The following is a 19,780-nucleotide window of genomic DNA, read 5'->3' on the forward strand; positions in this document are numbered from 1 at the left end:
GCAGTTTTTCTGAGAAGACGTTTTCCATGCATCACAACTGTCGTGTTTCTCGAACGTCGGGAAACGTTCATCTCATGAAGGATCAGGTCTCCCATGACTACCGGTATCGTCAAGTGGTTCAACGCTGACAAGGGCTTCGGCTTCATCACCCCCGAGGACGGCTCCAAGGACGTCTTCGCCCACTTCTCCGCGATCAACTCGAACGGCTTCCGCTCGCTGAACGAGAACGACCGCGTCGAGTTCGAGACCCAGGACGGCCCCAAGGGCCCCCAGGCCGCGAACATCAACGTCATCTCCTAAGGATCCTCCGCGGGCCCCGGCCCGTCGATCCTCCAGAACCGCCGTCGGGCTCCGCCCGACGGCGGTTCTGTCGTCGTGGCCGACGTGCATCGAGTCCCGCAGCACTGTGTCCCACAGCGCGGAACGCCACCGTCCCGTGTCACCAGCGCTGAACGCCACCGTCCCGCGTCCCACGACATCCCCTCGCCGTGCCCCGGGGCAGGGCGAGGCGCGAGAGCACCCGGAGGTCCTGCCATGACCGCACCCGATCCGTTCCCCGCGGCGGAGGAGCCGGAGGACCCCTTCGTGCTGAACCGGATCTCCGACGCCGAGCTGGAGGTCACCGTGCCCTTCGAGGTCGAGGCCTCCGAGTGGGAGTTCGACGGCTCCGCCGACGAGGCCGGAGGCGGCTGGGGCTCCGCGGGGGACTACGGTCTCGAGTGAGCGCTCCCCGGCCCGGCCCGGGGTGCGGCCCGGCCCGGGGTGCGGAGCGGCCCGGGGTGCGGAGCGGGCTGCGGGCGGCGCGCACGACGGAGGCCGCAGCCCGATGGGCTGCGGCCTCCGTCGTCGTCCTGCCCGCCGGCTACGCCGACAGCGGGAGGGTCGAGGGGTGGAGCTTGAAGAACGGGTGCCGTCCGGTCGTCGCGAGGGCTCCGGGAACGAGGAGCTGGCGGTACTTGGCGCACCATTGCGCGGTTCCCTCCGTGTGCTCCGCCGCGGCGGCGAGGTCGTCGGCCTCAGGGCTCAGGTACTCCTGCACGTCCCCGTCCGTCGACGTGAGCCGGACGAGGTGCAGATCGGGGAGGGCGGTGACGGTCACGTCGATCCACTCCTCGCGCTGGTCGGTGGTGATGGCTGATCTTTCTTCGGACATGGTCATGTTTTCTCCTGACGTTCTTGCAGGCATCCGATGGCGTTGCCCGCCGCTTCGTCATCCGATCCACCCGGGAACATCGGGTTGGCGCGCAGCGGGTCGGAGCCCCTCCGCGGGTTCGCCGGGGATCGTGTGATCTCCGGCCGAGCACGCGGACGCCGCATCTCGAGAAGCAGATCCAGGCTACCCCGGAGCTCCGACACCTCGACAAGCGCGTCGTGAGTCGTGTCACTGAAACGTAATGCTCGAGCTCGTCGCCGGCGCCGTCGCCGGTGTTCCGCGACCATTCCAGCGCAGCGATGTGTCGCCGAGATGTCGGAACGGTGACGTCCCGGGGAAGAACCGCGCACAGGGGGGGCGACCCTGGCGCCGCCGGGCGATGTGGTTCAATGGACTCAGCTTCAAGAGACCCGGTCGGCAAGCTCCGACTTGACCGGGCACCAACCCCATGTTCACGGGTGGTTCGGATGACGAAGCGGCTCGCGTCGCCGCCACGGCGGCACCCGGTGCGAGCAAGAGCGCACGAAGGATCCCGGTCATGTCCGACCCCCGCACCCCCGTCCCCGCCGTCCGCACGGGCGCGCCGCCCGGCTCCTCCCCGGGTGTCCCGGCCGGACGGGACCCGTCCCCGGGCGAGCCCGCCGGCGTCCCGGCCATCAGCGCCTCCGCCATGAGCGTCGAGGACTACGCCCGTGCGGTGCAGGCCCGCACCGAGTTCGTGGACTTCCTGCTGGCCCCGGCCCGCGGGGAGCTCGCCGCCGCCTGAGGACGGGCGCCGTGGACCTGCTCCTGGACCGTTCCGTGCTGCTCGGGGTGCGCACCCCGGAGCGCTGCCCCGAGCTGGCCGGGGTCCTGCGCCGGCAGGGTCACCGGCGGCTGTTCGTGCCGGCCACGGTGCTCGGCGAGCTGCTCGCCGAGCGGCCCGACGAGACGCTGTGGGCGGAGCAGCTCGAGCTGCGCTTCCCGGGCCGGGTGCTGCCGGTGGACGCCGCCGTGGCCCGGGCGTGGGGCGCGCTGGCGGCACGGGCGACGGCCGACCCGCTCGCCGGCCTCACCGCGGCCACGGCCCTGGTGCACGGGCTGACCGTGCTGACCGCGGAGCCCGGGCGGTACGCCGGCACCGGGACGTCCGTCCTGGACGCGTCCCCCGCCCCGCGGCAGTCCTCGCGGTAGCCCTCAGGCGGCCCGGCGGCGGCGCGGGCCGCGCTCCGGCACCGAGAGCTCCAGGGCGCGCTCGTAGTGCTCGAGCAGCTGCCCGACCAGCACGTCCCACGTCCGGCCCTGGACCGCCGCGTGCGCGGCGGCGCCGAACGCGGCCCGCTTCGCCTCGTCGCCCAGGAGGTCGGCCACGTGCCCCCGCAGCGCTCCGAGGTCGCCCGGGGGATAGAGCCAGCCGGTGCGGGACCGGTCCACGAGGTCGAGGGGCCCGCCCCGGCCGGTCGCGACCACCGGCACCCCGGAGGCCATGGCCTCCTGGATCGTCTGGCAGAACGTCTCGAACTCGCCGGGATGGACGAACACGTCGAAGGACGCCATGATGCGGGCGAGCTCCGCGCCGCTGCGCCGCCCGGTGAAGTGGGCCTGCGGGAGCCGGCGGCGCAGGACGTCCTCCTCCGGGCCCGAGCCCACGACCACGAGACGCGTGCCGGGCAGGTCCGCGACCGCGGCGAGGTCCTCGACCTGCTTCTCTGGGGCGATCCGGCCCACGTAGCCGACGATCCGCCGGCCGTCGCCGACCTCCTCCCGCCACTGCTCGTCCCGGTGCCGGGGGCTGAAGCGGGTGGTGTCCACCCCGCGCCGCCACAGGTGCACGTCCCGGACGCCGTGCTCGGTGAGCTGACGGACGGCCGAGGTGGACGGCGCGAGCGTGAGCGTCGCGAGGTTGTGCATGGAGCGCACGTGCCCCCACAGGAGCTGCTCGAGGAACGGGGCCCCGTACTTGGCCGCGTAGCCGGGCACGTCCGTCTGGTAGACCGCCACGCACGGCACCCCGAGCTGCCGGGCCGCCAGGATCGCCCGGCGGCCCAGCACGAACGGGGAGGCCACGTGGACCACGTCCGGCCGGAAGCGCTCGAGCTGCCGGCGCACCCGCGCCACGGTCCCCCCGGCCACGCGCACCGCCGGATAGCCCGTGAGCGGCACGGCGGGCAGCCGGTGCACCGGCACCCCGTCCAGGTCCTCGACGACGTCCTCGGCGGGGCGCCCGAGCGGAGCGGGGCCGTAGGAGGGTGCCACGACGGCGACGTCGTGCCCTCCGGCGACCAGCTGCTCGAGGACCCGCAGCACCGAGTGGGTGACTCCGTTCAAGTGGGGGAGGAACTGCTCGGCGACCACGGCGACTCTCATGGGCCCGAGCCTGCCCGGGCCGCGCGGCCGGACGGGAAGCGGCGCGTGGCCCGCCGGTGAAGGCCTCGTGAAGCCTCTGCCGGGGCGCCGCGCGGGCGTGGGAAGATGGTCGGTGATGAACTCCCATGGCTCCTCTTCCCCCGCCGCACGCCCCGACCGCAGGGGCGTGCCGATGCCGCTGTGGCTGCAGGGCGTGCTGGAACTCGGCTCCGTGGCCGTGGTGTCCTACCTGCTCGTCCTGCTGACCGTCCTCATGGTGTGGCTCGCCGACGGCTTCGACACCCTCGGACTGACCGGGGGGATCGTGCTCTCGGGCCACGTGTGGCTGCTCGCCCACCTCACGCCCCTCCAGGTGGCCCTGGACCCGGGCGCGGGACTGCCCGCGACCACCGGGACGCTCAACCTCGTCCCCCTGGGGCTGACCGTCGTCCCGTTCGCGCTCGCCTGGCACGCCGGGCGGCGGCTGGCGCGGGCCTGCTGGGAGGGCCAGTTCTGGCAGCCGTACCTCAGCGGCCTCGCCGCCTACTCCGCGCTCGGCGCCGCGGCGGCGCTGCTGTTCACCGGGGAGCAGGTCTCGGCGAGCCCGGCCGCGGCGGCCGTCTTCCCGCTCGTGCCCGTGGCCCTGGGCGGGTTCGTGGGCGCGTACCGGGCCTCCCGGTCCCTGCCGGGGCTGATCGGCGTCAACGCCGCCGCGTGGGTGGAGCGCACGAGCCAGTACTCCCGCTGGGCCGGGTCCTACGTCTGGGCGGTGCTGCGCGCCGGCTTCGTCGCGGCCGTCGCCGGGGTCGGCGCCGGGGCGGCCCTGCTCGCCGCCGCCCTGTTCTGGAACTGGAACGACGTGGTGGGCGTCTACCAGCGGCTCGGCACCGGCGTGCCCGGGGACACCGCGCTGACCGGGCTGCAGCTCGGCTACCTGCCCAATCTCGCGGTCTACGCCCTGGCCTGGGCCACGGGCGCGGGCTTCGACCTCGGCTCCGGCACCCACGCCTCCCCGCTGGGCACCGACCCCGGACCCGTGCCGCTGCTCCCGGCGCTCGCCGCGCTGCCACCAGAGGAGCTCCCGGCCGGCGCGCTGGGAGTGGTCGCGCTGCCGATCCTGGCCGGCGTCCTCGCCGGCTGGTGGTTCCTGCGCGAGGGCGAAAACCACCTGGACGACTGGATGGCGCTGCGGCTGCCCGCCCGCTGGATCACGTACCCGGTCTCGACGCTGCTGACCGGGGTGCTCGTGGGCGCGGTCGCGGGCGTGCTGGTGATGCTGCTGAGCTGGCTGGCGCACGGCTCGCTGGGGCTCGGCCGGCTCACGGACGTGGGGCCCGACGGTCCCGCCGTCCTGCTGCTGTTCGGCGCCGAGGTGGCCGTCGGGACGGCGGTCGGCTACGTCCTGGGACCGTGGCTCGAGCACGAGCCGCCGTTCGCCCCGCCCCGCGACGAGGAGGACGGGGAGGACCGGACGCCCGCCGGCCGGCGCGAGGCGCGGCGGCGGCACCGGGAGGAGGCCGCGGCCCGGCGCGCGATGCGCTCGGCGGGCCCGCGGGGCCCGCGGACCGCGCCGGGGGCCGACCGGGACCGGGCCGGGGCGGAGCGCGCCGGCACGGTGCCGTGGGCGGCTCAGGGGCGGGCCGGGGCGGGGTCCGGTCCCGCGGAGGCGTTCGACGTGGACGCGGTCGACGCCGTCGAGGCGCCCGCCGCGTCGTCCGACGCCGGCGCGCCCCGGTCGCCGGAGAGATAGCTCCAGATCCCGTCCTCGAGCTCCTGCTGGCACTGCGCCTCCCCGGAGAGGGTGAGGGTGCCGGCGACGCACTCCTGGTAGGCCTCGGCCAGGGGCCACAGCGCCAGGCGCGCCCCGCCGGTGAGCAGGCTCAGCGAGCCCAGCACGATCGCGGCGACCGCGCTCACCACCAGCAGCCGGCGCCGGTCCGTCCCGCGGGAGCGCACGAGGGCCGCGACGCCCAGCCCGATCCCGGCGGCCGCGAGCACAACCCCCGCCACGGTCGGCCACAGCCCGGAGCCGACGAGCACCAGGGCCACCGCCGCGCACACCAGCGCACCTCCTGCCGTGCGGGTCGCGGCGGCGCGTCGTGCGTCCGCAGGGGCTGCCTCGGGACTCGGGCGGGGAGGGGTCATGCCTTTCACTCTAGGGCACCCCGGGCACCGGTCCCCGCCCGCGCCACTAGACTCGACGGCATGCGCATCGTGGTCATGGTCTCCGGCTCCGGCACCAATCTGCAGGCGGTCCTCGACGCCGTCCGGGAGGGCCGGATCGACGTCGAGATCGCCGCCGTGGGCGCGGACCGGCCCTGCACCGGCCTGGAACGGGCCCGGCAGGCCGGGGTGGAGACCTTCCTGGTCCGGCCCGGCGACCACCCGGACCGGACGCGGTGGAACCGCGCCCTGCAGGCGGCGGTGGCCGCCCGGGAGCCCGACCGGGTCCTCTTCGCGGGGTTCATGCGGATCGTGGACGCCGAGTTCGTCGAGGCGTTCGCGGGGCGGATCATCAACACCCACCCGTCCCTGCTGCCGTCCTTCCCGGGCGCGCACGCGGTGCGGGACGCCCTCGCGCACGGGGTGAAGGTCACCGGTGTCACCGTCCACGAGGTCGTCGCCGACGTCGACGCCGGTCCGATCCTGGCGCAGGCGGCGGTGCCCGTGGCGGACGGGGACACCGAGGCGCAGCTGCACGAGCGGATCAAGGCCGCCGAGCGCGAGCTGCTGGTGCGCACGCTCGGCGAGACGGCCCGGCGGGGCGCCCTGCACGACGCCCGGTGAGCGGGCCCGGCACGGGTCCGTAAAATGGTCCCGGCGGATCCCGCCGGCAACCACGACCTCGAACGCTTGGAGAACCTGTGAGCCCCACCCAGCTTGACCGTGTACCCATCAAGAGGGCGCTGGTGTCCGTCTACGACAAGACCGGGCTGGAGGGCCTCGCCACGGGCCTGCACCGGGCCGGCGTCGCGATCGTCTCCACCGGCTCGACCGCACGGCGGATCGCCGCACTGGGCGTGCCGGTCACGGAGGTCGCGGACGTCACCGGGTTCCAGGAGTGCCTGGAGGGCCGGGTCAAGACCCTGCACCCGCGGGTGCACGCCGGCATCCTCGCGGACCGCCGCAAGCAGGACCACATGGACCAGCTCGCGGAGCTGGAGATCGAGCCGTTCGACCTCGTGGTCGTGAACCTCTACCCGTTCGCGGACACGGTGCGCTCCGGCGCGGGCCAGGACGAGGTCGTCGAGCAGATCGACATCGGCGGTCCTTCCATGGTCCGGGCCGCCGCCAAGAACCACGCGGCCGTGTCCGTGGTGGTCGACCCGTCCTCCTACGACGCGGTCGTCGAGGCCGCGGCCTCGGGCGGCTTCGACCTGCGGGCGCGGCGGCGGCTGGCCGCCGCGGCGTTCGCGCACACCGCCGCCTACGACACCGCGGTGGCGACCTGGACAGCCCAGCAGTTCGAGCAGGACGAGGACGCCAACTTCTGGCCGCCCTACGCCGGCCTGGCCCTGCAGCGCTCCGCCTCGCTGCGCTACGGCGAGAACCCCCACCAGAAGGGGGCGCTCTACGTGGACGAGGCCGCGGCGCCCGGCATCGCCCAGGCCGACCAGCTGCACGGCAAGGAGATGTCCTACAACAACTACGTGGACGCCGACGCCGCGCTGCGCGCCGCCTACGACTTCGACGAGCCGGCCGTGGCCGTCGTCAAGCACAACAACCCGTGCGGGCTCGCCGTGGCCACCCCCGGCGCCGAGGACCCGATCACCGACGCCCACCGCAAGGCCCACGCGTGCGACCCGCTCTCCGCGTACGGCGGCGTGATCGCCGCCAACCGGACCGTGACCCGGGCCATGGCCGAGACCGTGCGCGACATCTTCACCGAGGTCGTCGTGGCCCCCGGGTTCGAGCCCGCGGCCCTCGAGATCCTGCAGGCCAAGAAGAACATCCGCCTGCTGGAGCTGCCCGAGGGCTTCGAGCGGGACGTCCTCGAGTACCGGCAGGTCTCCGGCGGCGCGCTGCTGCAGGTCGCCGACCGGCTCGACGCCGAGGGCGACGACCCGGCCGGCTGGACGCTGGCCGCGGGGACGCCGGCGGACGAGGGGACGCTCGCCGACCTCGCCTTCGCCTGGAAGGCCCTGCGGGCGGTGAAGTCCAACGCGATCCTGCTCGCCGACCACGGCGCCTCCGTGGGCATCGGCATGGGACAGGTCAACCGCGTGGACTCCTGCAGGCTCTCCGTGGAGCGCGCCAACGCCCTCGGCGAGGACGGCGCCGAGCGCGCCCGCGGGGCCGTGGCGGCCTCGGACGCGTTCTTCCCGTTCGCGGACGGTCTGCAGGTGCTCCTGGACGCCGGGGTGCGCGCCGTGGTCCAGCCCGGCGGGTCCATCCGGGACGAGGAGGTCGTGGCCGCGGCCGAGGCCGCCGGCGTGACGATGTACTTCACGGGAGCGCGGCACTTCTTCCACTGATCCGACGCCCCACCGCCGCAGCCCGGCGCCGTCCGACGGCCGCCCGGCACAGCGGTGGGACGCAGCACGCACGGCGACGGCCGCACTCCCCGCGGGGAGTGCGGCCGTCGCCGTGCGTGCTGCCCGCGCCGGTGGGCGCGTTCAGCTCCCGGGGTCAGCTCATGCGCTCAGCGAGGAGAGGACCCGGTTGAAGGTCTCCGAGGGGCGCATCACCGAGAACGTCTTGGCGTCGTCCGGGCGGTAGTAGCCGCCGATGTCGGCGGGCCGGCCCTGCACGGAGAGCAGCTCCTCGTTGATGGCGTCCTCGTTCTCGGCCAGCTGCTCCGCCACGGAGGCGAAGGCCTGGGCCAGCTCGGTGTCCTCGTCCTGGCGCGCCAGCTCCTGGGCCCAGTACAGGGCGAGGTAGAAGTGGCTGCCGCGGTTGTCGATCTCGCCGGCCTTCCGGCTCGGGGACTTGTTCTCCTCCAGGAACGTGCCCGTGGCCCGGTCCAGGGTCTCGCCGAGGATGCGCGCGCGGGCGTTGTCCGCCGTCGACGCCAGGTGGTCGAGGCTCGCGGCCAGGGCGAGGAACTCGCCGAGGCTGTCCCAGCGCAGGTGGTTCTCCTCGACCAGCTGCTGGACGTGCTTCGGCGCGGACCCGCCGGCGCCCGTCTCGAACAGCCCGCCGCCGTTGATGAGGGGGACCACCGAGAGCATCTTCGCGGAGGTGCCCAGCTCCAGGATCGGGAACAGGTCGGTCAGGTAGTCGCGCAGCACGTTGCCGGTGACCGAGATGGTGTCCTCGCCGCGGCGGATCCGCTCGATCGAGAAGGCGGTGGCCTCCTCGGGGGACATGATCTCGATCTGCAGGCCCTCGGTGTCGTGCTCGGCCAGGTACTCCTCGACCTTGGCGATGAGGTTGGTGTCGTGGGCGCGGGTGCGGTCCAGCCAGAACACGGCCGGCGTCGAGGAGGCCCGGGCGCGGGTCACGGCGAGCTTGACCCAGTCCCGGATGGCGACGTCCTTCGTCTGGCACGCGCGCCAGATGTCGCCGGGGGAGACCTCGTGCTCGACGAGCACGGCGCCGGAGGAGTCGACGACCTGGACGGTGCCCTTCGCGGGGATCTCGAAGGTCTTGTCGTGGGAGCCGTACTCCTCCGCCTTCATCGCCATGAGGCCCACGTTCGGCACCGAGCCCATCGTGGTGGGGTCGAACGCGCCGTTGGCGCGGCAGTCGTCGATGACCACCTGGTAGACCCCGGCGTAGGAGCTGTCCGGCAGCACCGCGAGGGTGTCGGCCTCCTCGCCCTCGGGGCCCCACATGTGCCCGGAGGTGCGGATCATGGCCGGCATCGACGCGTCGACGATGATGTCGGAGGGCACGTGCAGGTTCGTGATGCCCTTGTCGGAGTTCACCATGGCGAGCTTCGGGCCCTCGGCGAGGCCCTTGTCGATCCCGGCCCGCACGTCGTCGCGCACGTCGGCCGGCAGGGCGTCGAGGCCGTCGAGGATCGCGGCGAGACCGTTGTCGGAGCTCAGGCCGGCCTCCTCGAGGGCGGCGCCGTGGGTGGCGAAGACCTCCGGGAAGAAGGCCTCGATCACGTGGCCGAAGATGATGGGGTCGGAGACCTTCATCATGGTGGCCTTGAGGTGCACCGAGAACAGGACGTCCTCCCGCTTGGCGCGCTCGACCTGCTCCGCGAGGAACGCGTCCAGGGCCTCGGCCCGCATCACGGTGCCGTCGACGACCTCGCCGGCCAGCACGGGGACGGACTCCTTGAGCACCGTGGTGCCGCCGTCCTCGCCGACCAGCCGGATCGTCAGGGTGTCGTCGTCCTCCATGACCACGGACTTCTCGTTGTCCCGGAAGTCGTCGGCGCCCATGGTGGCGACGTTCGTCCTCGACTCCGCCGTCCACTCGCCCATCCGGTGCGGGTTCTTGCGGACGTAGTTCTTCACCGAGGAGGGGGCGCGGCGGTCCGAGTTGCCCTCGCGCAGCACCGGGTTGACGGCCGAGCCCTTGATCTTGTCGTATCGGGCCCGGACCTCCTGCTCCTCCTCGGTGCGCGGCTCGTCCGGGTAGTCCGGGAGGTCCACGCCCTGCTGCTGCAGCTCCTTGACGGCGGCCTTCAGCTGCGGGACGGAGGCGGAGATGTTGGGGAGCTTGATGATGTTGGCCTCGGGCTTCTTGGCCAGCTCGCCGAGCTCGGCGAGGGCGTCGGCCACCCGCTGGTCCTCGGGCAGGCGGTCGTTGAAGGCGGCGAGGATGCGACCGGCCAGGGAGATGTCGCGGGTCTCCACCTCGACGCCGGCGGTCGAGGCGTAGGCCTCGATGATCGGCTTGAACGAGTAGGTGGCGAGCAGGGGCGCCTCGTCGGTGCGGGTGTAGATGATCTTGGCCATGTGCGGGCTGTCTCCCAGGATGTCGTCGGATCGGGGTGGTGCTTCCTGGTGCCAAGATACCCGAGGCGGCGCCCCGCCCGCTGGCCGCCCGGGGAGTGCGGGGGCTCCGGGCACGACGGCGGGCCCGTTCCCCGCGGGGGAACGGGCCCGGGCCGTGGCGTCCCGGCCGGTGCGGGGCGGCTGCCGGCCGGGCCGGGCTCAGCCCTCGGTGGACTGCGTGGAGCGTTCGCCGTTGACGAGCTCGCCCTCGCCGATCACGCGGTCGCCGGAGCCGTCCCGGCTCTCTCCCAGGGCCTGCTGCTCGCCCTGGCCGGAGACCTGCTCGCCCTGGCCGGAGACCACCTGGATCTTGCGCGGCTTGGCCTGCGCGGAGACGGGGATCGTCACCGTGAGCACGCCGTTGTCGTAGTTCGCGGCGATGCCCTGGATGTCGATGCCCTGGCCCAGGTTGAGCTGGCGCACGAACGAGGAGCTCTGCCGCTCCCGGGTGATCCACTGGACGTCCTGGACCTCGGGCAGCTTCCGCTCCGCCCGGATGGTCAGCAGCTGGCCGTCGACGTCGACGTCGACGCTGTCGGGGTCGATCCCCGGCAGGTCAGCCCGCAGGATGTACTGGTCGCCGTCCCGGTACAGGTCCATGGGCATCTCGCGCAGGCCCTGCCGGGCGAACAGCGAGGCGGCGAGCCGGTCGAAATCGTTGAACGGGGTGAACATCGTGGCCACGTCAATCATCTCCTCAACCATGTGAGCAATGTCTTCGACATTTAGTTGAGTCGGATCAACTCAACTGTTGACCATGATAGTGCCGCCCTGGGAGCTCTTCAACAGGTCCGGGCTCGGATCGCCCACGGCGAACCGCCCGTCGGCGGGCGCCGTGCGCGGGTGCGTCGTGTCAGCGGGTGTCGGCTCAGCGGGTGTCGTGGGGGTACCGCACGCCGATCCGCTCCCGCACCCGGTCGAAGAGCTCCACGAGCTCGAGGGAGTCGGCCCACGGCATCACGGGGGACTCGAGCAGGCCCTGCTGCACGCAGCGGGTGGCCTCCCGCATCTCGAAGACGTAGCCCGCGCCCGGCACGGCCACGCGCTCCACCGCGGGGTCGGCGCCGCCGCGGGCGCCGGCGGCGGTCTGCAGCACCAGGGTGGTGGGGCAGTTGATCCGGCCGTCCACGCGCAGCCAGCCCTCCGTGCCGCTGAGCGTCACCTGGTGCGGGACCGTGCTGGACAGGGTGCCGCTCACGTGGGCCCGGCCGTGGCCGTAGTCCAGGGTCAGGGCGGTGTCCACGTCCACGTCGGTGGCGCCGAGCTCCGCGCGGGCGCTCCAGCGCTCCGGGGCGCCGAGCACGGCGGAGGTCCAGGTCAGCGGATAGACCATCATGTCCAGCAGCACGCCTCCGCCGTCGGCCCGGCGGAACAGCCGGTGGGCCGGGTCGAGGGGGCGGTGCATGCCGATGGACCCCTCGACCGAGCGCACCCGGCCGAGCCGGCCCTCCCGGACCCAGCGCATCGCGGTGCGGAAGCCGGGGGTCATGCGGGTCCAGACGGCCTCCATGAGGAAGACGCCGTGCTCGCGGGCCAGGCGGAACAGGTCCCGGACCTCCGCCGCGGTCATGGCGAGGGCCTTCTCGCACACCACGTGCTTGCCGGCCCGCAGCAGCGCCGAGACGTCCCGGTGGTGGTAGCCGTGCGGGGTGGCCACGTAGACGATCTCCACGTCCGGGTCGGCCGCCAGGCGGTCCAGGCCCGTGGCGGGGGCGGTGCTGCCGTAGGCGCGCTCCACCCCGTGCCGGCGGGCGAAGTCCTCCGCGCGGTGCTGGTCCCGCGAGCTCACGGCCACCAGCCGGGCGTCGGGCAGCGCGGCGATGTCCGCGACCACCTTCTCCGCGATGCCGCCGGTGCTGACCACGCCCCATCCGAGCGTGCGGCCCGTCGCGGTGCCGGGGTCGTCGAGGTGGGCGGCGTCGAGGGAGGCGGCGACGAACGGGCTGAGGGTCTGAGCGGGCATGGGCGCATTCTGCCACGCCGTTCCCCGGCGCCACCCGCTGAGCGCTGCCCGCCCGGCGCCGTCGCACCTGGCCGCCCGTTCGAGGCCGCCCGCTCCGGGCCGCGGCCCGCCCTCCCCGGCCGCGCCGATCGAACGACCGTTCGTCGCCTAGACTGGCCCCGTGCCCCGGGTGAGCCAGCAGTACAAGGACGAACGCCGCCGCGAGATCGTGGCCGCCGCCAGCGAGTGCTTCCTCGAGCACGGCTTCGAGGGGGCGTCGATGCACCGCATCATCGCCGCCACGGGGCTGTCCGCGGGAGCACTGTACAACCACTTCCCGAGCAAGCAGGAGCTCGTGGCGGCGGCCGCCCGCGCCGCCCTGGACCGGGTCCTCGCGGCCGCGGAGGACGAGCCCCGCACCGACCCCGCCGCGTGGGTCGTGGGGCTGCTGGAGCGGCTGGCCGCGGACCCGGCCACCACCCGCCTGCTGCTCATCACGTGGGGCGGCGCCGTGACCGACCCGGGTCTGGCCGCGCTGGCCGGGGAGCACCTGGGACGTGTGCGGGACCGCGTCGAGGAGCGATACGGGCGGTGGGCGGCCGAGGAGCTGGGGCTCGACCCCGGCGCGGCCCGGGAGTGGGCCGGGATGTTCGCCCAGGCCATCCTCTCGGTGCTGCAGGGCTGGGTGGTGCAGTCCTGCCTGCTGCCCGGCTTCGACCACGGCGCGTACCTCGACTACGCGCGCACCCTCGCGGCGCAGTGACCGGGTGCCGTGTCCAGGAACCACGGCCCGGTGCGGCGCGGAGCCGGGTCAGGCATGGAGCCGGGTCAGGCGTTGAGCCGCGTCAGGCGTTGAGCCGGCGGTGCTCGGCGGAGAGCTGCACGTAGGTCCGCGCGTTGGCCCGGACCTTCTCCTGCTCCTCCTGCGTGAGCTCGCGCCGGACCTTGGCCGGCACCCCGGCCACCAGTGAGCGCGGCGGCACCACGGTGCCCTCTAGGACGACGGCGCCCGCGGCGACCAGGGAGCCCGTGCCGATCACGGCGCCGTTGAGGACGGTCGCGTTCATCCCGACCAGGACCTCGTCCTCCACGGTGCAGCCGTGCACCACGGCGCCGTGGCCGACGCTCACGTCCGCGCCGATCGTGCAGGCGTGGCCGGGGTCGGAGTGGACCACCACGTTGTCCTGCAGGTTCGAGCGCGCCCCCAGCCGGACGGGGGAGCGGTCCCCGCGCACCACGGCGCCGTAGAAGGTCCCGGACCCGGGGCCCAGCTCGACGTCGCCCACGACCGTGGCGGTCGGGGCCACGAAGGCGGACGGGTCGATCCGGGGCTCGTGCCCGCCGTGCGGGAGGACCAGGCCGGGCGTCGTGGAGTGTGCCATGCGCCCAGCCTAGCGGCGGAGCAGCGGCCCGCGGCTCAGGCGTCCTGCCGGGTGACCGCCGGGCGCGCGGAGCGCTGGTGCCCGTGCTGGAGGGCCACCCGGATCTTCTGGCCGCCCTTGAGCACGTACTCCGCGCCGTGCACGTGGATCGTGACGTCGTCCGCGCGGCGGGAGGAGCCCTCGAGCTCCAGGACGTGGTGGTCGATGCAGACCCGGATCACCTGCCCGCGGTACAGCACCGTGAACGTCACCGACTGCAGCTGGCTCGGCAGGGCCGGGTCGAACTCGAGCCACCCGCCCCGCACGCGCAGCCCCGCGTAGGCGCGGGTCACGACGTCGACCGAGCCGGCCATGGCGCCCAGGTGGATGCCCTCGCCCGTGGTCCCGCCCTGGGTGTCGTCGAGGTCCACCAGCAGGGCGTCCTGGAAGGACGACCACGAACGGTCCGGGTGCAGCCACGCGAGCACCGAGGCGTTGACCACCCGGGAGAGCGAGGAGCCGTGGGAGGAGCGCGCGATGTAGAAGTCGACGGTGCGCTCGATCGCGGCGTGGTCCACGTCGTAGCCCATCCGGCCGAGCTCCTCGACCAGGCCGTCGGGACCGAAGAGGTAGACCAGCATGATCGTGTCGGCCTGCTTGGCCAGCTTGTAGTTGTTGGTCATGTCGCCCTCGTTCTCCAGCAGGAGGTCGAGGCGGCCGATGTTGCGGTACTTGGCCCGGTAGTACTCCCAGTCCAGCTCGTCGAGGTCGTCGTAGCCGTGGAACTGGCTGATGGTGCCGTCCGCGTTGAACGGCACGAACATCCGCTCGGCCATCTGCTGCCACGTCCCGACCTCCTCGGGCGAGAGGTCGAAGCGGGCGGAGAGCTCCTCGCGCTGGTGCTCCACCATGTCGTGGAAGATGTGGGCGCTGTGCCGGAACAGCCAGGCCGCCAGCACGTTCGTGTAGGCGTTGTCCTTGAGGCCGCCGCCGTGCTGGCCGCGCGGGCCGTCGTGGTACTCGTCCGGGCCCATGACCCCGGCGATGTGGAAGCGGCCGTCCGCGGGGTCGTAGTCCGTGAGGGACGCGAAGAGCCGGGTGATCCCGATGATCAGCTCCGAGCCCTGGCCGGCCAGCCAGTCCAGGTCGCCGGTGGTCTCGTAGTAGATCCAGGCGTTGTAGGCGATCGCGAGGCCCACGTGGAACTGGCGCCACGAGTTGTCCGGCAGCCACCGGTTGGAGTGGTGGTTGAACAGCTCCGGCGGGGTCTCCTCCCGGCCGTCGGAGCCCGACTGCCACGGGAACGCGGCGCCCTCGAGCCCGAACTCGGTGGCCCGGTGCTTCGCCATGGGCAGCCGGCGCCACCGGTAGGACAGCAGGGCGCGCGTCACCTGCGGCTGGTGCAGGTTGACCACCGGGAGGATGTAGAGCTCGTCCCAGAAGATGTGCCCCCGGTAGCCCTCGCCGTGCAGACCGCGGGCGGGGACGCCGGCGTCGCGCAGGGACATGTGCGGGGCCAGCGTCTGGGCCACGTGGAACAGGTGCACCCGCAGCGCCAGCTGGGTCAGGCACAGCTCCCCGGTGCTGTTCTCCGGGTCCGGGCACACGTCCACGTCGAAGCGGTCCCACAGCAGCGACCACTCGATCTCGTGCGAGGGCAGCAGGCCCCGGACGCCGCTGGGGTTGCGGTCCAGCTCCGCGAGCGCGCCCTCCCGCGGCGAACCGATCGCCGCGTCGCGGCTCGTGACCACCGCCGTGGTCGAGTCGATGATCACCGGGCGGCCGTCGGCGATGTTGACCTGGTGGCGGCGGAACTCGGTGCCGCCCGGGCGGATCTCGCGGCGCTCCCGGACGTTCTGGCCGCCCTCGATGGTGGTGCGCTGGGCCGTGGTGATCTCGATCTTGGACTGGGTGGTGCGCACGTGGGAGAGCAGGGTCTCGTGGTCGTCGGGCAGGGACGTCGACTCGAGGTCCACGAGGTGGTGGTCGTTGAGGTCCTGGTACTCCGCGACCCCGTTGTTGCGCACGCTGGGGTCGATGCCCGTGCGCAGGTGCAGCCGTCCGGAGAACCCCCGGGCGGTCACCGTGGTCTCCTGCGCCCCCAGGTGCCGGAAGCGCAGCGACACGAGGCGGCGCTGGACGATCTCCAGCCGGGCGCGGGCGCCGTCCTCGCCCCGGTCGCCGTTGAGGTCGGTGAGGGTCAGGGAGCGGATGAGCAGGCCGCGGCGCAGGTCGAGCTCGGTCCGCTCGTCGGACGGGACCAGCCCGCCCTCCGACCACCAGTCGCCGCCGGAGACGCGCAGGTCCAGATGGGTCCAGTTGGGGGCGTTGACCATGGACTCGTGCTCGACGTCGCGGCCGCTCAGGTGGCTCACCACCCGGTTGAAGATGCCGGCCAGGTAGTTGCCGGGGTAGTGCACCCCGTTGTCGGGGAACTCGCAGGCGGACCCGCGCACGCCCATGTAGCCGTTCGCCAGCGTCAGGAGGGTCTCCCGCCGGGCCTCGGTGGTCGGGTCGAAGCCCTCGAAGACCAGCTTCCAGGGGTCGTCGCGGCGGGCGCCGAGGTCGAGCTCCCCGACGTCGTTGAGCACGATCGTGGCCCCGGCCCGGTACAGGTCGTTGCGCTCGCCGTGGCGGCGGATGCCCACGACCATGCCGAAGCCGCCGGCGGCCGCGGCCTGCACCCCGGACACGGCGTCCTCCACCACCACGGACCGGGCCGGGTTCACGCCGAGCATCTTCGCGCAGGTGAGGAACGTGTCGGGGGCCGGCTTGCCGGGCAGCCCGTGCTCGGCGGCGAAGTGGCCGTCCACGATGATGTCGAAGGAGTCCTGCAGCCCGGCCGCCGCGAGCACCGGGACGCTGTTGCGGCTCGCGGTCACGAGGCCCACCGGCACCCCGGCCCCGCGCAGCCGCTCGATGAGCGCCACGGTCCGGTCGAAGACCCGCACGCCCTGGACCTGCAGGGCGTCCTGGAAGTAGGTGTTCTTCAGCACGGCCTGGCCCTGCACGGTCCACGCCCCCGGCGTCTCGTCGCCCTCGGGCAGGCGTGCGCCGCGGGCGGCGAGCAGGGAGCGGATCCCGTCCTCGCGCCGCCTGCCGTCCACGTAGTGGCGGTAGTCCGCGTCGGCGTCGAAGGGCCGCCGGTCCACCGTGGTGCCCTCCTCGGCCGGCTCGAGCCGGTCGTCGGCCAGGATCGCGTCGAAGAGGGTCTTCCAGGCCGCGGCGTGCACGGCGGCGGTGTCGGTGACCACCCCGTCCATGTCGAAGATGACGGCCTCGTGCGGGATGCGCAGCTGGTCGACCGCCTGGGCCGGTGCGTCCGGGCCCTGGATGCGCGGCAGGGACGCGGTGAACGGGGCGGTGGGCAGTGCGTTCACGAGAGTTCCTCCGGAAGTGGGTGTGTTTCCCGTGGCCCCCGGAACCGCACGGAGAGACCCCAGCACACGGCACGCGACGGACCCCGGACGCGTCGTTGCGGTTTGGCACGGGAGCGGTGACGGCCGTCCGTGCCGACGGTTCCTGACCAGTTCATTAAACGGCCCGGGGCCCGCAGGGGCAAGCCGCGTCCGCTCAGTGGTCCGCCCGGGGCAGGCGGACCGTGAACCGGGTGCTGCCCGGGACGCTGCTGACGTCGATCCGCCCGTGGTGCGCGTGCACGATGGCCTCCACGATCGAGAGCCCCAGACCCGTGCCGCGGGAGGTCCCGGCCCGGGCGTGGTCCTCCCGGGCGAAGCGGGCGAAGATGTGCTCGAGGAAGTCCGCGCCGACGCCGGGGCCGTCGTCGGCCACCGCGAGCACGGCCTCGCCGCGGGTCCGCGGCCCGCCGCCGGGCTCCACGGTGCCGTCGGGCTCCACGGTGAGGGACGCGGTGACGGTGGTCCCGGCGGGCGTGTGCTGGTGGGCGTTGGCGAGCAGGTTGATGAGCACCTGGCGCAGCTGGGCCGGGTCGCCCCGCACGAGCACGGGCTCGTCGGGCAGCTCGAGGCGCCAGACGTGGCCGGGCGCCGCCACCCGGAGGTCGCTGACCGTCTCGATCACCAGCTCGAGGAGGTCGACGTCCTCGGTGACCACCGCCCGGCCCTCGTCCAGGCGCGCGAGCAGCAGCAGGTCCTCGACGAGCGCGGTCATCCGCGCCGCCTCGGACTCCACCCGGGACAGGGAGCCGCGGCCCTGCGGGCTCATCGGCTCGGTGAGCCGGATGAGCTCCGCGTAGCCCCGGATGCTGGCCAGCGGGGTGCGCAGCTCGTGGCTGGCGTCGGCCACGAACCGGCGCACGCGCGTCTCGCTGCGCTGGCGGGCGACCAGGGCGTGGCTGACGTTGTCCAGCATCCGCCCGAAGGCGTGGCCGAGCCGGCCCACCTCCGTGTCGGGGTGCGCGGCCGGCGCCACGGCCCCGACGGGCAGGACCACCTCCCCGTGGTCGAGGTCGAGCTCCGAGACGCGGGTCGCCACGTCGGAGAGCCGTTCCACGGGGCGCAGGGTGCGCCGGACGACGACGAGGCCGAGCAGCCCCGTGGCGGCGATGGCGCCGGTCGAGATCGCCGCGGTGCTCACCCCGAAGCTGCGCAGGGTCTGCTCCTTGTCGGCCAGCGGCAGGCCGGTCAGCACGAGCCCCCAGTCCCACGGGTCGTCGACCACCAGCACCCGGTAGCCGCCCACGGCCAGCTGCACGTCCACGGGACCCCACTGCTCGCCCCCGTCCTCGTCCGACTCCGCGCCGAGCGCCGTCACGAGCTCCCCGAGCCGCCGCCGGTCCGCGTCGGTCAGCTCCTGCCGCGTCCCGTCGGCGGCGAAGAGCCCGGCGCGGACCACCTCGCCGTCCACGATCCGGGCGTTGAGGGTCCCCGCGCCCTGCGCGGGGACGTCCATCATGGCCTCCAGCTCCTCCGAGGGCCCGGCGGCGGCCCGGACCCCGTACTCGATCGCGCGGAAGGAGGCGTCCCGGACCTGGCGGTCCAGCTGCTCGCCCAGGGACACGTTGAGCGCGGCGAGGCCCAGGGCGCCCACCGCGGCGCAGGCGACGGTCAGCAGCGCCAGGACCGTCAGCAGCAGCTTGGTGCGCAGCTGCAGCGCCCGGCCGGGTCCGCGGAGCCGCGGCCGGGCACCGGCGCCTCCGGCGCTCATCGGAGGGTGCTCACTCGGCCGGTCGGAGGACGTAGCCGGCGCCGCGCACCGTGTGGATCATGGGCGGCCGGCCGGCGTCGACCTTCTTGCGCAGGTACGAGATGTAGAGCTCCACGACGTTGGTCTGGCCGCCGAAGTCATAGCCCCAGACCAGCTCGAGGAGCTGCGGCTTGCTGAGCACCCGGCGCGCGTTCTCCATGAGGCAGCGCAGCAGGTCGAACTGGGTGGCGGTCAGCGCGATCTCGGCGCCGCCCCGGCGGACCTCCCGCGTGTCCGCGTTGAGCACGAGGTCGCCCACGACCAGTTCGGCGGAGTCCGGGTGGGCGATGCCCGCACGCTGCACCAGGCGGTGCAGCCGCAGCAGCAGCTCCTCCATGTCGAACGGCTTCGTCACGTAGTCGTCCCCGCCCGCCGCGAGGCCGGTGATGCGGTCCTCGGTGCTGTCCTTCGCGGTGAGGAACAGGGCCGGGACGGTGGGGGAGAAGGAGCGGATCCGCTCGAGCACCTCCACCCCCGAGCAGCCCGGGAGCATGACGTCCAGCACCAGCACGTCGGGCCGGAAGCGGCGGGCCTCGGCCACCGCGGCGTCGCCGTCGTGGGCGGAGCGCACCTCCCAGCCCAGCATCGACAGGCCCATGGACACCATCTGCGCCAGCAGCGGCTCGTCGTCGACGACGAGCGCGCGCACCGGTGCGCCGTCGGGGTGCCGCAGGCGCGGGAGGTCCACGGCGGTGGGCCGCTGCACGGGCTCGGTCACGGCGTGCTCCCTCCTGGTCCCCGCCGGCGGCACCGGCGACCTGGGACCGACCTCAGCGTAGCGCCGCACCCGCCGCCGGGTCCTTCGCGGACGCACTTCACAGCCGCGGCACAGGAAGCCGATAAGAGCGCCACATCCCCGTCTGCTGAGGTGGAAGCAGGAAACGGGCCGGGGGCCCGGACCCGGCGGGCCGGAGCCCGCCGGAGCACCACGAGAGGG

The 19,780-nt window shown here is 73.7% G+C and carries 17 protein-coding genes and 1 riboswitch; of the genes, 8 read left to right on the forward strand and 9 right to left on the reverse strand.

Translation table 11 applies throughout. From position 1 onward, the window contains the following. The first annotated feature begins 93 nt into the window (after nt 1–93). Together cspE and AVL61_RS10795 are read left to right on the forward strand one after the other, a co-directional pair. Nucleotides 94–300, forward strand: a complete 207-nt coding sequence (gene cspE, locus AVL61_RS10790) for a transcription antiterminator/RNA stability regulator CspE (protein WP_017832155.1) — start codon at nt 94–96, stop codon at nt 298–300. Nucleotides 301–534: 234 nt separating this feature from the next. Further along, nucleotides 535–723: a hypothetical protein gene (locus AVL61_RS10795; protein WP_058874335.1), complete on the forward strand. Its 189-nt coding sequence runs from the start codon at nt 535–537 to the stop codon at nt 721–723. A 139-nt stretch (nt 724–862) separates the two neighbouring features. Here AVL61_RS10795 and AVL61_RS10800 read toward each other — a convergent pair whose 3' ends face one another. Next, entirely contained in the window at nt 863–1,159 is a 297-nt protein-coding gene (locus tag AVL61_RS10800; protein ID WP_058874336.1) for a hypothetical protein, read from the reverse strand. A gap of 393 nt (nt 1,160–1,552) precedes the next feature. Continuing rightward, a riboswitch (SAM riboswitch) is annotated at nt 1,553–1,678 on the forward strand. Between the two features lie 13 nt (nt 1,679–1,691). Between AVL61_RS10800 and AVL61_RS10805 the strand changes: the two genes are divergently transcribed. Further along, on the forward strand, nt 1,692–1,919 hold the full coding sequence (locus AVL61_RS10805) for a hypothetical protein (protein WP_058874337.1): 228 nt from the start codon (nt 1,692–1,694) through the stop codon (nt 1,917–1,919). Nucleotides 1,920–1,930: 11 nt separating this feature from the next. Continuing rightward, on the forward strand, nt 1,931–2,326 hold the full coding sequence (locus AVL61_RS10810) for a PIN domain-containing protein (RefSeq protein WP_058874338.1): 396 nt from the start codon (nt 1,931–1,933) through the stop codon (nt 2,324–2,326). Between the two features lie 3 nt (nt 2,327–2,329). Here AVL61_RS10810 and AVL61_RS10815 read toward each other — a convergent pair whose 3' ends face one another. After that, nucleotides 2,330–3,499, reverse strand: coding sequence for a glycosyltransferase family 4 protein (locus tag AVL61_RS10815; RefSeq protein ID WP_058874339.1), 1,170 nt, complete (start codon nt 3,497–3,499; stop codon nt 2,330–2,332). 115 nt (nt 3,500–3,614) lie between these two features. Here AVL61_RS10815 and AVL61_RS10820 point away from each other — a divergent pair, with 115 nt between their 5' ends. From AVL61_RS10820 to purH, 3 genes are all read left to right on the forward strand, one after another. Next, nucleotides 3,615–5,228: a cell division protein PerM gene (locus AVL61_RS10820; protein WP_231738395.1), complete on the forward strand. Its 1,614-nt coding sequence runs from the start codon at nt 3,615–3,617 to the stop codon at nt 5,226–5,228. A 455-nt stretch (nt 5,229–5,683) separates the two neighbouring features. Further along, nucleotides 5,684–6,265, forward strand: a complete 582-nt coding sequence (gene purN, locus AVL61_RS10825; RefSeq protein ID WP_082697083.1) for a phosphoribosylglycinamide formyltransferase — start codon at nt 5,684–5,686, stop codon at nt 6,263–6,265. Nucleotides 6,266–6,342: 77 nt separating this feature from the next. Continuing rightward, entirely contained in the window at nt 6,343–7,953 is a 1,611-nt protein-coding gene (gene purH / locus AVL61_RS10830; protein ID WP_058874340.1) for a bifunctional phosphoribosylaminoimidazolecarboxamide formyltransferase/IMP cyclohydrolase, read from the forward strand. Between the two features lie 159 nt (nt 7,954–8,112). Here the strand turns inward: purH and AVL61_RS10835 are convergent, their stop codons facing one another. From AVL61_RS10835 to AVL61_RS10845, 3 genes are all read right to left on the reverse strand, one after another. Beyond that, entirely contained in the window at nt 8,113–10,335 is a 2,223-nt protein-coding gene (locus tag AVL61_RS10835) for an NADP-dependent isocitrate dehydrogenase (protein ID WP_058874341.1), read from the reverse strand. Between the two features lie 198 nt (nt 10,336–10,533). Beyond that, entirely contained in the window at nt 10,534–11,079 is a 546-nt protein-coding gene (locus AVL61_RS10840) for an Hsp20/alpha crystallin family protein (RefSeq protein WP_408669420.1), read from the reverse strand. A gap of 163 nt (nt 11,080–11,242) precedes the next feature. Next, nucleotides 11,243–12,337 carry a Gfo/Idh/MocA family protein gene (locus AVL61_RS10845; protein WP_058874343.1) on the reverse strand — a complete coding sequence of 365 codons (1,095 nt, stop codon included), beginning with the start codon at nt 12,335–12,337 and terminating at the stop codon, nt 11,243–11,245. A 160-nt stretch (nt 12,338–12,497) separates the two neighbouring features. Here AVL61_RS10845 and AVL61_RS10850 point away from each other — a divergent pair, with 160 nt between their 5' ends. Then, complete coding sequence (locus tag AVL61_RS10850) at nt 12,498–13,079, forward strand: TetR/AcrR family transcriptional regulator (protein ID WP_231738383.1); 582 nt, start codon at nt 12,498–12,500, stop codon at nt 13,077–13,079. Nucleotides 13,080–13,161: 82 nt separating this feature from the next. On the opposite strand, the gene AVL61_RS10855 is transcribed toward AVL61_RS10850, so the two are convergent. From AVL61_RS10855 to AVL61_RS10870, 4 genes are all read right to left on the reverse strand, one after another. Then, a complete protein-coding gene (locus AVL61_RS10855; protein ID WP_058874345.1) occupies nt 13,162–13,698 on the reverse strand; it encodes a gamma carbonic anhydrase family protein in 537 nt (178 codons plus the stop codon). A gap of 35 nt (nt 13,699–13,733) precedes the next feature. Next, nucleotides 13,734–17,057, reverse strand: a complete 3,324-nt coding sequence (locus AVL61_RS10860) for a beta-phosphoglucomutase family hydrolase (protein ID WP_058874346.1) — start codon at nt 17,055–17,057, stop codon at nt 13,734–13,736. Nucleotides 17,058–17,250: 193 nt separating this feature from the next. Further along, on the reverse strand, nt 17,251–18,804 hold the full coding sequence (locus AVL61_RS10865) for a sensor histidine kinase (protein WP_058874347.1): 1,554 nt from the start codon (nt 18,802–18,804) through the stop codon (nt 17,251–17,253). A 10-nt stretch (nt 18,805–18,814) separates the two neighbouring features. Then, nucleotides 18,815–19,561 (reverse strand): response regulator transcription factor, encoded by a 747-nt coding sequence (locus AVL61_RS10870; RefSeq protein WP_269433313.1) that lies wholly within the window; start codon nt 19,559–19,561, stop codon nt 18,815–18,817. Nucleotides 19,562–19,780: the final 219 nt, after the last annotated feature.

This window comes from Kocuria rosea subsp. polaris (genome assembly GCF_001483755.1).
Lineage (GTDB): Bacteria > Actinomycetota > Actinomycetes > Actinomycetales > Micrococcaceae > Kocuria > Kocuria cellulosilytica.

Coding starts and splice junctions, on each gene's coding strand:
- cspE (WP_017832155.1), top strand. CDS start 94: ATGACTACCGGTATCGTCAAGTGGTTCAACGCTGACAAGGGCTTCGGC.
- AVL61_RS10795 (WP_058874335.1), top strand. CDS start 535: ATGACCGCACCCGATCCGTTCCCCGCGGCGGAGGAGCCGGAGGACCCC.
- AVL61_RS10800 (WP_058874336.1), bottom strand. CDS start 1,159: ATGACCATGTCCGAAGAAAGATCAGCCATCACCACCGACCAGCGCGAG.
- AVL61_RS10805 (WP_058874337.1), top strand. CDS start 1,692: ATGTCCGACCCCCGCACCCCCGTCCCCGCCGTCCGCACGGGCGCGCCG.
- AVL61_RS10815 (WP_058874339.1), bottom strand. CDS start 3,499: ATGAGAGTCGCCGTGGTCGCCGAGCAGTTCCTCCCCCACTTGAACGGA.
- AVL61_RS10820 (WP_231738395.1), top strand. CDS start 3,615: ATGAACTCCCATGGCTCCTCTTCCCCCGCCGCACGCCCCGACCGCAGG.
- purN (WP_082697083.1), top strand. CDS start 5,684: ATGCGCATCGTGGTCATGGTCTCCGGCTCCGGCACCAATCTGCAGGCG.
- AVL61_RS10835 (WP_058874341.1), bottom strand. CDS start 10,335: ATGGCCAAGATCATCTACACCCGCACCGACGAGGCGCCCCTGCTCGCC.
- AVL61_RS10840 (WP_408669420.1), bottom strand. CDS start 11,079: ATGGTTGAGGAGATGATTGACGTGGCCACGATGTTCACCCCGTTCAAC.
- AVL61_RS10845 (WP_058874343.1), bottom strand. CDS start 12,337: ATGCCCGCTCAGACCCTCAGCCCGTTCGTCGCCGCCTCCCTCGACGCC.
- AVL61_RS10855 (WP_058874345.1), bottom strand. CDS start 13,698: ATGGCACACTCCACGACGCCCGGCCTGGTCCTCCCGCACGGCGGGCAC.
- AVL61_RS10865 (WP_058874347.1), bottom strand. CDS start 18,804: ATGAGCGCCGGAGGCGCCGGTGCCCGGCCGCGGCTCCGCGGACCCGGC.